At 51.8% G+C, this 13,734-nt stretch carries 10 protein-coding genes and 1 CRISPR repeat array (1 of these 11 cut by a window edge); of the genes, 6 read left to right on the forward strand and 4 right to left on the reverse strand.

What is annotated here, in order from left to right:
* The first annotated feature begins 148 nt into the window (after positions 1-148).
* The 4 genes from PYRFU_RS02285 to PYRFU_RS02300 all read left to right on the forward strand — a co-directional run bounded on the left by PYRFU_RS02285 (position 149) and on the right by PYRFU_RS02300 (position 6,223).
* Positions 149-3,394 carry a type III-B CRISPR-associated protein Cas10/Cmr2 gene (locus PYRFU_RS02285; RefSeq protein WP_014025995.1) on the forward strand — a complete coding sequence of 1,082 codons (3,246 nt, stop codon included), beginning with the start codon at positions 149-151 and terminating at the stop codon, positions 3,392-3,394.
* 10 nt (positions 3,395-3,404) lie between these two features.
* The gene (locus PYRFU_RS02290) at positions 3,405-4,709 is read left to right on the forward strand and encodes a hypothetical protein (RefSeq protein WP_014025996.1); all 1,305 of its coding nucleotides are present in this window, start codon (positions 3,405-3,407) and stop codon (positions 4,707-4,709) included.
* Between the two features lie 877 nt (positions 4,710-5,586).
* Positions 5,587-5,811 carry an antitoxin family protein gene (locus tag PYRFU_RS02295; RefSeq protein ID WP_014025998.1) on the forward strand — a complete coding sequence of 75 codons (225 nt, stop codon included), beginning with the start codon at positions 5,587-5,589 and terminating at the stop codon, positions 5,809-5,811.
* Positions 5,789-6,223, forward strand: coding sequence for a type II toxin-antitoxin system VapC family toxin (locus PYRFU_RS02300; RefSeq protein WP_014025999.1), 435 nt, complete (start codon positions 5,789-5,791; stop codon positions 6,221-6,223). Before PYRFU_RS02295 ends, PYRFU_RS02300 begins: the two co-directional genes overlap by 23 nt.
* A gap of 461 nt (positions 6,224-6,684) precedes the next feature.
* Here PYRFU_RS02300 and PYRFU_RS10355 read toward each other — a convergent pair whose 3' ends face one another.
* The 4 genes from PYRFU_RS10355 to PYRFU_RS02315 form a co-directional block, all read right to left on the reverse strand.
* On the reverse strand, positions 6,685-6,861 hold the full coding sequence (locus tag PYRFU_RS10355; protein WP_014026000.1) for a hypothetical protein: 177 nt from the start codon (positions 6,859-6,861) through the stop codon (positions 6,685-6,687).
* Between the two features lie 48 nt (positions 6,862-6,909).
* Positions 6,910-7,254 (reverse strand): type VII toxin-antitoxin system HepT family RNase toxin, encoded by a 345-nt coding sequence (gene hepT / locus PYRFU_RS02305; RefSeq protein WP_014026001.1) that lies wholly within the window; start codon positions 7,252-7,254, stop codon positions 6,910-6,912.
* The gene (locus PYRFU_RS02310; protein WP_014026002.1) at positions 7,245-7,781 is read right to left on the reverse strand and encodes a nucleotidyltransferase domain-containing protein; all 537 of its coding nucleotides are present in this window, start codon (positions 7,779-7,781) and stop codon (positions 7,245-7,247) included. The genes hepT and PYRFU_RS02310 overlap by 10 nt, the downstream gene beginning before the upstream one ends.
* A 115-nt stretch (positions 7,782-7,896) precedes the next feature.
* The gene (locus tag PYRFU_RS02315) at positions 7,897-8,277 is read right to left on the reverse strand and encodes a hypothetical protein (RefSeq protein WP_014026003.1); all 381 of its coding nucleotides are present in this window, start codon (positions 8,275-8,277) and stop codon (positions 7,897-7,899) included.
* Positions 8,278-8,637: 360 nt separating this feature from the next.
* Between PYRFU_RS02315 and PYRFU_RS02320 the strand changes: the two genes are divergently transcribed.
* Entirely contained in the window at positions 8,638-9,078 is a 441-nt protein-coding gene (locus PYRFU_RS02320; RefSeq protein WP_014026004.1) for a HEPN domain-containing protein, read from the forward strand.
* Positions 9,017-9,376 (forward strand): nucleotidyltransferase domain-containing protein, encoded by a 360-nt coding sequence (locus tag PYRFU_RS02325; RefSeq protein WP_014026005.1) that lies wholly within the window; start codon positions 9,017-9,019, stop codon positions 9,374-9,376. Before PYRFU_RS02320 ends, PYRFU_RS02325 begins: the two co-directional genes overlap by 62 nt.
* Positions 9,377-9,448: 72 nt before the next feature.
* Positions 9,449-13,734: direct repeats of the CRISPR family, unit length 25 nt; unit sequence CTTTCAATTCATTCTTTGTTGTTTC (it continues 434 nt past the right edge of the window).

The following is a 13,734-nucleotide window of genomic DNA, read 5'->3' on the forward strand; positions in this document are numbered from 1 at the left end:
GTCTTGCCCCCGGGACAATCAAGTCTACACCATATAGAGCAGCCCAACCGAAGTATAAATATAGATGCCTATATATGACCGTACGTAAGGCTCTTTTCTTACCACTACGCAGCGCGTATAGAGTAGGGCCAAGGATAGAGGTGTAACATTGGCGACCACCTCCTTATGCAGTAAACGGGACGATGCAAGCTTCTGGGCCTATAAGCTCGCTGTGCTCTTACACGATGTGCCTTGGAAGCCATGTATCGTTGCAGCTCCGTCACGGAGAAGAGTCGTTACCGGGGGAAGGAGAGGGTATATCCTCGACTGTTGTGGTTTGCGTCTAGAGGTTCCCTCGGAGGGCGAGCTGCTCAAAGAGTATGGGTTGAAAAGCTTAGAAAAGAACGATATCGAGGCGATTGGCGTCCTCCATCTACTACGCAGGCTTCTTGAAGCCAGAGGGTTTAGAGAAGCCTCGGAGGCCCTACGAAGGGTCATTGAGAGCTGGGATAAAGTCGCAAAAGCCGACTCTAGGGCTTCTACTCTTGACCGCCTACTTCTCGGCAGCATATGCCACAAGTTGAAGAAAGATGATGATCCCTGCAATTGCAGATTAGACGACATGAGAATAGTTAACATCTTCAAGCCTCATGTATACTTTAAACTACCTTGGAGAGTGTGCGAGGAACTTGAAGAGAGAGTTGAAGGGTTCCTACGGGGCCTTCTTGAAGCCGTTGATGTGGTCCTTGGAGATTTGAGGGGGAGAGGTGACACAGCCACAGTTCTACGCGTCGTGTACAACGTGGTTTATGCTCTTCTCGAGCCTCTCTGGTACCGATATAACCCCGGATTTGTAGCCCCCGCCGATACAAGGTTCCCGACCCATAGCGTGATAGACCATCTCTACGCGTCTGTGCTCGCATCAAACCTTGTTATCGGGGGCAGGAGCGCAGAGGCTGTTGTGATAGACTTCCCGGGTATTCAGGAGTTTGTCTCGAAGGGGAGGAAGACTAGAGACTATTGGAGCGGCTCTTGGATACTCTCACTACTCGCCTGGAAGGCTGTCGAGCCGCTGGTAGAGGAGTATGGCCCAGATATCCTTGTCTCTCCGGCTGCATCCTCCAACCCATTCTACTACGCATATCTCGTGAAGCTCGTGGAGGATGTAGCTGGCGTCGAAGCCGCTAGAAGAGTGTCGAGCATACTAGCTGAATCGAGCTTCGCATGGAGGAGAGGATGGCCCTCGCAGCCGCTTATGCCTGCCACAACTATACTCATACTACCCTGTAGTATCCCGAGAGACAAGCTGCAGAGGATTGTAGAGAGTGCCGTGAAGGAAGCGTGGCAGAAGCTTGCCGAGAAGGCCTTCGAGTTCCTGGATATCCTGACAAAGGGGACGTCTGGCGAGGAACAAGCAGGCATAGAGACACTCGCGGATATACTCTGCGGCGATAGATGCGAAGATGAGGCACACAGCCAACTAGTGAAGCTCTACAATGATTACATTGAAGAAGTTAAGCGTAAACCCCCAATCTCTCCCATAGTGGCTGTAGCGAATGTAAATGCTGTTTCTTCGAGTGTCACACAGAGGCTATATGCAATCCGGCAGGGTATGCCAGAGATCGAGGATTACGTGTCACTCGAGAAGCTACGTGACATCCTTGAGTTCGACGCCCTTTTGGAGTGTGTCTTTGTCACCGAGAAGCCGAGCGTCGATAAGCTTAGGGTATTGCCGCCTGCAAGGTACATTAGAAGTGTCCATACTTTAACCGAGACAGCGTATAATAGAAGGAGGGTTGTACGCAGGTGTAGCGTCTGCGGCATAATGCCGGAGGTTATACGCGTCCGCAGAGGCTATAGAGGCCATGTAATACTCGATGAGAGAGAGCATCTGTGTCCAGTTTGCCTAGTCAAGAGGCTTCTACCTCTCACGATTAAACGAGTAGTTAGTGAGCTTTTTGGGAGCGTGGTTGGAGGTAATGCCTTCACCCTGCAGGTTCTGAGCACGAGCGATCTTAGCGACTATTGGATGGCTCCTAGGGCTGAGAGGAGGGTCCTAGAGGAGACTGGAGAGAGGTTTGAAGACGCACGAACACTCGTTCTTGATGTGGTTAGGGTTGTGGGTGTTGAACGCGAAGATAATCTGGATCAATTTGTGGATCACGTTGCAGCCACTTTATCCGAGGCTAGTATCAAGCCGGTAGAAAGGCCGCGCCTCGTAGAATACGCTGTAGTCATGGGAGATGGTGATAGGATTGGTAGCGGTTATTGGAGAGGTGACTTAGGAGTAGAGCCCTACGAGTATGTTATGAGTGTCCATGAGGTTGTAAGGTGTGTTGGGGAGGAGGCTGCAAAGCTGCACGCTAAGGTGTTTGAACTGCTTGTAAAGGCTGCTGGCAGAGCCACAACAATATTAACGCCATCGTATATCTATACATTCTCCCGTTCGCTCATGGCGACAGCACTGGTTGACGAGGTTGTTGTGAGGTCTCTCGGAGGCGTCTTAGTCTATGCTGGAGGCGATGACATATATGCTATGGTGCCTCTCCACGCACCTCCATGGAGAGTGGACAGAAAGACATACCTTAACCCAGCGTTAGTCTCTCTGATAGCGGGTTACGCCTCCATATACTCGAAGAACCCGTATAACGTACCGCTGAAGAAGCTCCTAGATAGGCTTGTAGAGCTCCTAGGCTGTAAAGACGGCTGCTGGAACCTAAGTCTCCCAGTAGCAGTTGTGGCTGTATACACTACGAGGCTCAACTATTGGGGCATAGTGGATTCCTGGAATCCAGTGATAGGTGACTTTACACCCGGTTTTCATGTCATCCCGGGTTTGGCTGCAGCAGCTACAGTCGCCTATGGGAGAAGCTATGGACTGAACGTAGCCCACTACCGAGATCCGCTCTGGAGCGTCTATAATGCCGTCCATGAACTTGAAGATATGAAGGACGAGGTGAGTCATGCAAAGAGAAACAAGGTCGAAAAGGATGTAACAATAGCGGCTTATAAAAGACACCTTGGTGACAAACCGTCTATAATACCAAATGTTGATCCTGATGCTTGCAAGGAGCATAGGATTGTAGATGCATTGAGGAATTCGCCACTCGCAGCAACTATCTGGATACTCTCGCGGATTGGGAGAGGGTTGTTATTCTCTCGAAGCTTAATATACGACTTGGCAGAGCCCATTGGCAGCAAAAACTATCAAGAAATGTATGATGAGCTAGGAGCTTCTATAGACGAGATTGTAAGATTATACATACATGTGTTCAGCAGTAATGCTAGACGCAGGCCCAGTACAGAGCTTCTAGAGATGCTTAGAAGGCTTGCCGAACACCAGGTTTTAACGGCACAAAAGAATGTACGTTCCATCCATATAGTCTCAAAGTCGCTCCATAAATTAGCTCCCTAAGGTGGGAGCTATGGCCATCTACCCCATAGGCCTTATTGCCCGAGGTTATACACCACTATTGTTCACATGGGATGGACTCTACACGTTCACAGCCACCGGCCCCTCAGCATCGCCGATGACAAGACCCGTACCGATGCCCTCAACATTCACGGGTATGCTGGCGTCGCTAGCCAACGTTAGCGTTGCAGGAAAAACCCCAGTAGAGGAAGTTGCCAAGCTTGCCGGAGAGGCGTTAGGCTGCAAAGACTATAGGATACGTGGCTATCTTCTCATGCTCGATAGGAGTGTGTGCACTGGAAATATAGGAGAGTTTGAAAGCTTATACATAATGGTTGACCTACGCGGCTATAATCCCCTTTTCTGGGTTGAAAGACTACGCCCAAGCAGCCTGAGCGACTTGATGATCAATGTAGAAGCGTGGGTGAAGACCGGTGTTGCGTTAAGTATCGAAGATAGGGTTGTCATAGGCGCTAGGATGCGTACAAGAAACTTGGACGGCGGCCCCGGAGCCTATACCGTCCTCTACACGCCCCCTGAGATGCGAAAGGCTGATAACAGGATGTGCATAGGAGTTTATGCTGAATTATTCTGTGAGGGTGATGAAAAACCTAAGAGGATTCTAGGTGTACTGGGTGGCGACCGCGGCATCGCTGAGGTGGTAACATCCAAGCCTATCCTGTACGAAAGTCTCAAAGACGAGTGGAATAAGGTGCGACAGCTGACTAATGCGAGTGTAAGAAGCATACGTTGCAGCTTTTATGCGCTACTTGCCTCGCCGTTACCCCTCACTGTGAAAGAGGCAGAGGAGCTAGTAAATAATGGCAAAGTCTTAGGCAACAACATGGAACAAAGGAATGCAACCCTCGCGGCTACATCATCAAGACTCGCTTCGAGACTCGGAGTTAGCAGGATAGAGTTGAGCATAGAGACACCTAGTAGATGGGAGGTTAGAAAACTCCTAGAAACCATACTAGAAGGTGAAGGGGCACTCAGAGAGAAACTCGAGAAGCTGTTACAGCCGCGGCTAACGGCAAGAGGCATAGGATATGACATTGCATATAATGCCCCAAGACCCTACCATGTGATGCTCGAACCTGGAGGGATAATAGCGATTGAGGTGAAGATACAAGACACTATAGGCTCTCAAGCGGATCTCCCGGCTAGGCTCCTCGAGGCCATCTACGTCGAGGGTATAGCAGATGATAGCCTCGCTAAACTCGGCTGGGGTACGGTCATACCAACAACACTACCGAGATTACATCCGCTAGCAGCAACACAATACAAACCTAGGCCTATATGTGTACCCTATGTTTGAAAACGGAGATTGTGCTGGGCGAGATGTCGACTGCAGGGATCAGAGTGGTTACGACAGACAACCCATGTTGCAAGGGTGCCAGGATAGTAGCAGAGACTCCATGCGCTCTTAGACAATTATTCTTTTCTTACCGTATTGAAACTATGTACGAGTTAATACGATATTTATTTGAGCTATGCTTGGTTAGTTAACGTAAATGGTAAGCACTTATAGCATGAGCCTTGGTAATGCAAAGGGGGCATGGTGAATACGGCAAAGAGCTACACTTAATCTCTTACAGTTGGTGGTGATTGTTTTCTTAAGCACTGTGCAGAGTGCTCTGAAGGCGTTAAGGTATCGCGGAACATCCTCTGGCGAAGTTCGTCTGGCCAGGAATTACTTTTTATCAAAAGTTAGTTACAGTTGAACGTTTTACACCGTGTTAAAGTTATGCAGCAAGTACATGTTTCGATTCATTTGTGTTACCTGCAGCTCTCTAGTGCTCTCTTGATCGCCCCCGGTAGGCTGGTATTTACCTAGTGTGACGTTCGCCCATGTACTATCTCCTGGCTCGGTGATAAGGTGCCGTCGTGTATTAGGGGTGTGGCCTTGTATATCATGAGGTTGTGCTTGACTAGTGTCATGTAGGCTTCGAGTATCCTCGTGTTGGGGTTGTCGTGTGGCGTGTCTGGGGCTCCCGGCGGACCTTGTAACTTTCCCTCTATTAGGCTTCTTGCTCTCTGGCTCCCGAGGCCTGTACTAACGGAGCGTATCGTTTGTTGATGTTGACTCGAGACGGTTGGATTTAGGATGATTCTCAAACCTTGTGGCATGATGTGTGACGTGTAAGGGGAAAGCTAATTGGTTTGGAGAGTATGGTGTGTTTGGAGGTGCGAGGTTGTCTAGGGTTATAAGGGTGAGGTACGAGGGGGGTGTGCTTAAGCCGTTGGAGCCGTTGGATTTGGAGGAGGGGGAGGAGGTTCAGGTCGTTATAGGGGTTAGGCGGGGCTCTGTTACTAAGAAGCTTTACGGGATTGCGAAGAGGCGTAGACCGGAGCTTACAAGGGACGAGTTTCTAGAGGTTATCGAGGAGGTAGAGAATGAGGATATTCGTGGATTCTAGCATAATCTTAGCATTTCTTGCGGGTCAGGACGAAAGGGCTTATAGAATTGTTGAGGAGATAGAAAACCACGCAATCATCGGCTATATTAATGCTGTTGTAGTGGATGAAGTTGTCCACGGTTATCTAAGACTAGCAACTGGGCTTAGCTCAAAGAGGATAAGGCAATTGTTGGCGAAGAGAGACAGGAGGCTTGTCGAGTTGGTTAAAAGCGATGTGGAACCCTTACTGAAGCTGTTTATAACCTTACCTATAGTGCTGGAGCCTCACGAGATAATCGAGGCTATGGAAGAGTATGGTCTCATGCCAGCGGACGCGGTAATCGCACTAACGTGCAAACACTACGGCATATATACCATTGCAGCGCTCGACGACGATTTCAGGAGAATCCCGTGGCTCAAGGTAATCCCGTAACCTAGGACACTAGGTTATCGCGTTTCCAACGGTGTAGGCCTCTTATCAAGGATACATGCAATTCCTCTAGGAAGAGGGTTACACGAGGTTATGATTATGGCGGGGCCGCCGGGATTTGGACCCCGGACCTCCGTCTCATCTACCGCACCCTTGATGATTGCAGGTCTTCCCGGCCGTACCCGGTGCAGAGGTCCTCGGTGAGCGACTGGAGGTGCTTGATGCACCACTCGCCACCATCCAGGCCGATAATGCTGGCGATGTAATCCACGTTATGGCTACTCGTCTCCCCAGAGGAGTCCCCGGAGGAATCTTCTCCGCGAGACCCCGTATATCCTAGCCTCTGGGCTCCGCCTCCCGGCGGGCATCGAGGCCTGCTCGGCTACAGCGCTGGCTTCAATACCCGCGCCCGGGACGATGGGTGTATGCTCGAGGCGCTCTCCTAGGGTCGTCGATGTACACGGTCACCATATCCCCGTTTGAGCCGTCGGAGGCTCGCGTGGTAGTCTTGTCTTCTTGTACGCCTCCGGCCCGTGAAGGAGCACCGGGAGGTGCGTGCCACGCTCGGCTAGGCTAGCCAGAGCCCTAAGCTCCTCCGCACGGCTGACGAGATGCGGCTGTGCCGCCAGCCCCCCTACCAACTCGGGCGCGAAACCCTAGCATGCTGGTATTCGTCCGGGGATGGCTTTTCACGGGTCTATCCCTCGTTTGTGTGCCTCCTCGAGCAGCTTGGCTGCAAGCACTACGGGCTTGCTGTACTCCCTCTCCTCGACCAGCCTCCTCACGAGCCGCATATCGACAGTCGCGTACTCGTGTACGACGATGTTGCGGAAGCCTGCTATGCTCTTTAGGAGCCTCGCCTCGGCGTCGTTGATGACGCCTTCTCTCCTAAGCGCCTGGATGGCCTCACGCGTTGTGCTCGGGGTGTAGCCCAGCTCGGCTGCGAAACGCTTAGCCATGTCTATCAGCGCCTGGGCTTGCACCTGGAGGAGGTGGAGGGCGGCCAGCTCCTCGACCCACGTCCTCAGCCCCATCTCTCGGAGCCTGTCGAGCCTCTCCGCGGCCTCGACAACCGTGTTGTAGAGTCTCGCAAGGATGCCCGTGGCCCCCACCTGCGTAGAGCGGCCCGCACCGCAGCCTCAATAACGTTGAGCTTGCGGCTGGATATCGCCTCGTCCTCGCAGACGCCGAGCCTCCTGAGCAGCTCGTCTATGAGCGCCCCCCGATCCACCGTATAGAGGATCACATTGTGCCTCGCGGCCTCCTCTAGGAGGGGGCACGGAGCCTCATCGAGGCCGATCACGTCCACCTGGTCCGGGTCTATGCCCAGGGCGTCCGAGACCGTGAGCATAACCCTAAGCTTCTCCTCCATGTCGAGGTGTCTACCCCCGCAGGGCAGTACGAGCAGGTCTACGTCGCGGCCTACGCCCCTCCGCGCGAGAGACCCTACGAGCAGCACGTGGCAGACCCCAAGCTTACGCCACTCTAGCCTCCTCAACCTCTCCACGACATCGGCAGCATTGAGCAATAGCCTGCGCCGTGCCCGGAGAGCAAGAGCCAAGCCTTAAACGCCTGGCGCGCCGATCAGCCAACGTCGCAGCTACAGCCCTTCGCCGTATGATCGTCGCTGGGCAGGAGCCGCGGCGAGATCCGCCCTCTACCGGCTGTGCCCAGGCTCACCCGCCCGGCACGCCGCTGCGCGGACACGGCAAGACGAGCAACAACAGTATCAGTGTGGCCTTTAGGGCCTCTACGGCCACGCCTATGAGGCTCTCCGTCGCCGCCCAGAGGGGTAGTGACGCGAGGATAGCCAGGTCGAGCGAGGCTGCCACCACGCCCAGGAGCCGCCCGAGGCTGACGCCACGGTAGAGCAGGAAGCCCGCCACGATGTAAGACCAGCAGACGGCGAGGTACAGCGCCACAGTCTCACCGTACAACGCGTAGTGATCCGAGATGTGCAGCGGCCACCCTCCAAGAATTATGCCGAACAACCCGGTAACAATCATGAAGACCGCGGCTAGCCTCACAGGGTTATAGCTCGCCCCGTCTCTCTGCAACGTAAACCCTACTACTACAGACGCGACGCACGAATATTAAAGGAGGAGTTTGGCCCACTTGCCCCTACCAGCGTGCATGGCGAGGCTTTGAGACCACCTCGAGGCCAGGAGCACCGGAGGGCATCACTATGCACGAGTAGCGGTAGGTGCGGCGTCCTCCGTCGAGCCCCTGGCGCTTGCCCCGGACCCGGGCCCGGCGGCGCAACGTCACTCGTCATCACGTGTGTCTCGGCGCGAGGCGGGCCGGATAACGACACCAGTGTTGCGAGCTATCGTCCCTCCGAGGCCGAGCCCCGATCCGCGCCGGGGAAGCGTTAAACTAGTTTCGCTTCTACCCTGAGTGCCCCCAGTGGTGCGGTTTTGCCGAGCATCGAGGAGTATAGGCTGCTGTTGCAGCGTAGCAGGATGTTCCTCGAGGAGGCTCGCGACGCGCTCGCCAAGCAGCGTTACGATCTGGCGGTTTTCCTCGCAGAGCAGGGACTACAGCTCTACCTCAGGGCTCAGCTTCTCCGCGTGCTGGGCGACTACCCTAGAACCCATAGCATCCGGCAGCTCCTCGCTATGCTCTCGAGGGCTCTCGGCGGCGAGGCCGAGAGGGAGATAGCCGAGTTCATGAGGCGCGAGAGGCCCCGCCTCTCCGAGCTCGAGGATGTGTATATAGCTTCTCGCTACACTCTACGCGTCTACACGAGGGAGGACGCCGAGGACATACTATCCACCGTGGAGAGGGTGACAGCCCTTGTCGAGAAGCTACTCAGAGGTACTCCTCGAGACGATGCTCGAGAGGAGACGCATGCTTAGAAACTGGAAGCGGCTCGCGGAGGCAGTAGCCAGGGTCGTCAGGGAGGCCTACCCCGACGCCCGCGTCTACCTAACCGGCAGCGTGGCTAGGGGAGAATGGACCGCAGCAAGCGACGTGGATATACTCGTAGCGCTCGACCATGAACCCTCTCCGCGAGAAGCGGCACAGGTGATAGAATACATCTGGGAGAAGCTAGGCCTACCACCCAACCACCCCCTCGAGATACACGTGATCGGACCCCAAAGCCTCGAGAAGTACAGGAGACGCGCACCCCTCCAACCCCTAGACACCAAGTGAAGCCCCGAACAGGCACAGAGACAACCCCAACCCCATACGAACAGTCACATCCACCCAGGGGCTCCACACCCCTCTTCAATCCGTTCTTGGTTGTTTCTTCAAAGCTCCATATTTTGTCCTCCAAGGCGAGATACTACCGCTTTCTTTCAATTCATTCCTGGTTGTCTCTCCACCCTTAGACCTACGCCAAATGCCTTACTTTCATACTAACCAACTTTCAATTCATTCTTTGTTGTTTCGTCCTCGCGGCGCTAGTGCTACTTGTGCCTGCTCTGGCGGCTAGCATCTTTCAATTCATTCTTTGTTGTTTCCGGCAAATGCAGCACGTTGTAGTGCCATACCTATCTGCATGGCCTTTCAATTCATTCTTTGTTGTTTCCTACAGCCAGTGGCGACGATGGACGATGTGAAGACGCTCCACCTTTCAATTCATTCTTTGTTGTTTCTCGTATACCTGGCGGAGTGGCTCCGTGCTCATTATCGTGTCTAGCTTTCAATTCATTCTTTGTTGTTTCCCGCTACGCCGCACTCGTTGACCTTCCGCCCCATCCCAAGAGTATCTTTCAATTCATTCTTTGTTGTTTCCCGTGCGGGCTGGGGAGGGGCGGGCGGAGACACCGAGGCACAGCCTTTCAATTCATTCTTTGTTGTTTCGAGCCGCAGCAGAGACTCCTCCTGGCCCGGCACCGGGTCTTTCAATTCATTCTTTGTTGTTTCCACTACGACGACTACCAGCCAACAAGCTTCGACAACGACCTTTCAATTCATTCTTTGTTGTTTCCTCACAGCACGTCACCCCACTACCATGACAACCACCCTGCCACTTTCAATTCATTCTTTGTTGTTTCACATAGTGCCGCTTGAGCGCATTGACGACCCGGAGCGGTTCCTTTCAATTCATTCTTTGTTGTTTCCCGCCCTGCTGTACGCTATCAAACAAAATCCGAACATACTGCGCCTTTCAATTCATTCTTTGTTGTTTCGTGCGCATGCTCGTGCTAGTCACCCGCGGATTGCACTACTTCCTTTCAATTCATTCTTTGTTGTTTCTTTGGTATCGGTATTCTGCTTGGTGCAATTGCTAACGCCACCAACTTTCAATTCATTCTTTGTTGTTTCCTTATGCCCTCTTTTGCCCACTTGCGGAATAGCTCTATCCACTGACTTTCAATTCATTCTTTGTTGTTTCTACGAGGCGCCCGACTGGCACCCGGAGGGAGTCACGGTAACCGTGCTTTCAATTCATTCTTTGTTGTTTCTGGGCAGCCGCCAAAGCCCGTCTATGCCAGCGGCGGCTACCTTTCAATTCATTCTTTGTTGTTTCTAGGCCTGCTAACACCCTGGCTCATACTAGGAGCAATGGCGACGGGCTACGTCTTTCAATTCATTCTTTGTTGTTTCCTGGCCCTGCAGGTCGATCACTGGGGTTATCGTGGTGTTCTTTCAATTCATTCTTTGTTGTTTCAAAAGATTGCTAAATGGCTCGAAGAGGACTTGTCTGACGAACTTTCAATTCATTCTTTGTTGTTTCGGGTTCATAGCATGGGCGGTTGGTATAGACGCCGAGATGGCCAGGCTTTCAATTCATTCTTTGTTGTTTCTAAGGGCGAGGAGCGCGAGGTTGACATGTGGGTCGTGCTTTCAATTCATTCTTTGTTGTTTCCTCGTCGCTACCCTCGATGAGGTACGGTGGTAGCATGAGCGCTGTCTTTCAATTCATTCTTTGTTGTTTCGCTCAGGTCCTCCGGTGCGTTCTCCAGCGCGTAGTTAACCTTTCAATTCATTCTTTGTTGTTTCGGGCGGACAGTTCTTCCACTACACGGTGTTGTCGTGGCTAACGCTTTCAATTCATTCTTTGTTGTTTCTATGCCTCGCGCCTTGGCCCAAGAACCTATATCGCGTACTCGTGCTTTCAATTCATTCTTTGTTGTTTCCCAGGATGGCCGCCGCGGCGGCAAAGATGTCCGCCTCTACCAACTTTCAATTCATTCTTTGTTGTTTCTCGGCTCGGCTTCCGTTCCTAGAGCGGCGGTATCGCCTAGAACTTTCAATTCATTCTTTGTTGTTTCTATGTAACGCCGCGTTTCAGTGGCATGACGATGAGATGGGTGCTTTCAATTCATTCTTTGTTGTTTCACGAGAGCGGCGGCACGATATGCGAGTGTGAAGCCGACGATGTCCTTTCAATTCATTCTTTGTTGTTTCACAGGGCCTCTCTACTCGACGCCAGGAAGCTGGTAAGGGTACTTTCAATTCATTCTTTGTTGTTTCCACGTTCTCCAGCCACTTTAGGAGCCACTCTTTCTTCTCCCCTTTCAATTCATTCTTTGTTGTTTCCCATGCGGCGGCTGCCGCTTCTCCACCAGCCGTCTTCATACTTTCAATTCATTCTTTGTTGTTTCCTCGACCTTATCGCATGGCATGCAGTGAGCATGAGGAATGTCCTTTCAATTCATTCTTTGTTGTTTCCGCATACCCTCTATACGCGGTGCGGGGATCCGGAAATGGTGGCTTTCAATTCATTCTTTGTTGTTTCCAGGCTTGGGTCGTGTCCACGCCCGAAGTCCGGTATCTTGCCAGGCTTTCAATTCATTCTTTGTTGTTTCACGTAGCTTAGGGTCGAACATGCCAACCGCTGGCTCTGTGTGCTTTCAATTCATTCTTTGTTGTTTCGAGGCTCTGGCAGATGGCCAAGGGCAGTGCTGGCAAGAAGCGGCTTTCAATTCATTCTTTGTTGTTTCCGTCCTTCGCGGGTTTACGCGTGGGGGTGCGTGGGATGGAGGCCGCCTTTCAATTCATTCTTTGTTGTTTCACACGCGTTTTTTCAACTTGCGCGACCTCGCACATCACGATCTGCCTTTCAATTCATTCTTTGTTGTTTCTTACGCGGTAGGCCCACGCGGAGGTGGTCGCGGGTGAAGCTTTCAATTCATTCTTTGTTGTTTCTATCGCGACAAACGTGCGCAGTGATGGACGAATATACCTCCTTTCAATTCATTCTTTGTTGTTTCACAGTGGAGGTGAGCAAGCCATCCGACTGGTCTAGGAACAGGGCTACTTTCAATTCATTCTTTGTTGTTTCATGGGCTGTGTCGCGAGAACTGCTACCACGCGTGTATCATGGCATTGCTTTCAATTCATTCTTTGTTGTTTCCCGTGTGTGGCAAAAGTCGAAGGCAGAGGCGGCTACAAACCAACTTTCAATTCATTCTTTGTTGTTTCCTTGATTCTCAGCGCCACGAACGACGCTCTAGTATCGTCAATGACCTTTCAATTCATTCTTTGTTGTTTCAGGCTGAACAGCTAGCACGGGGGAGGACACGAGCCATGAACGACTTTCAATTCATTCTTTGTTGTTTCGTGACGGGGTACCTAGCCACGGTTGTCACCTCCTAGATGTTCATACTTTCAATTCATTCTTTGTTGTTTCTCGCGGTAATAGTCCCCAGCGTCCGGGTCCACTGGTATCTCGACTTTCAATTCATTCTTTGTTGTTTCACTGAGGCCAGGGAGGAGCGGGAGCAGAAGCCCAGCGAGGCTTGCTTTCAATTCATTCTTTGTTGTTTCCGCGCGACGTTATGGTCGTTCCCGCCGCGTCCGCCTCATCTTTCAATTCATTCTTTGTTGTTTCCTCGCTTCGAGAGGATAGTGATAAGGTGCGAGCCTATGACGCTTTCAATTCATTCTTTGTTGTTTCGTTAAACTAGAAATGAAAGCGCAAGGTTGTGAAAACGGGTGCTTTCAATTCATTCTTTGTTGTTTCCCCAGAAATATCTCGAACCGGAAATATCGAGCCCCGATAGGGTCACATTCCTTTCAATTCATTCTTTGTTGTTTCCTCACCCACCCGACCAGCGACCCATCACTAGCATTGTAGAACTCCCTTTCAATTCATTCTTTGTTGTTTCGTATTTGCACCACCAGCCGCAAGGCAGTATATGCCGCTTTTTCACTTTCAATTCATTCTTTGTTGTTTCCGCCTGGAGGTCTTCTGCGAGTGCAAGGGGTGTAGAGCCACTTTCAATTCATTCTTTGTTGTTTCATGATCTCAAATCGCGTCTCTTTACCGCCGCGATCCTCTCCAGGCTTTCAATTCATTCTTTGTTGTTTCCATCAACGCTGTATCGTTCTTCCGCGATACGCCAAACCACTTGCTTTCAATTCATTCTTTGTTGTTTCGGATGTTACAACCCCAATAGTACCCAGTGTTGCATGTTCTCTTTCAATTCATTCTTTGTTGTTTCCGCGAGTGGTGGTTCGTGAAGGCGCGTCGCATAACCGTGCTTTCAATTCATTCTTTGTTGTTTCCGCAGTTCCTGGCCACTGCCCGCCAGGTGCTAGAGAAGCTCGACTTTCAA

This window comes from Pyrolobus fumarii 1A (genome assembly GCF_000223395.1).
Lineage (GTDB): Archaea > Thermoproteota > Thermoprotei_A > Sulfolobales > Pyrodictiaceae > Pyrolobus > Pyrolobus fumarii.

Excerpts from the sequence above, each read along its gene's own strand:
- PYRFU_RS02290 (WP_014025996.1), top strand. The coding sequence starts at position 3,405 with ATGGCCATCTACCCCATAGGCCTTATTGCCCGAGGTTATACACCACTA.
- PYRFU_RS02300 (WP_014025999.1), top strand. The coding sequence starts at position 5,789 with ATGAGGATATTCGTGGATTCTAGCATAATCTTAGCATTTCTTGCGGGT.
- hepT (WP_014026001.1), bottom strand. The coding sequence starts at position 7,254 with ATGGGGCTGAGGACGTGGGTCGAGGAGCTGGCCGCCCTCCACCTCCTC.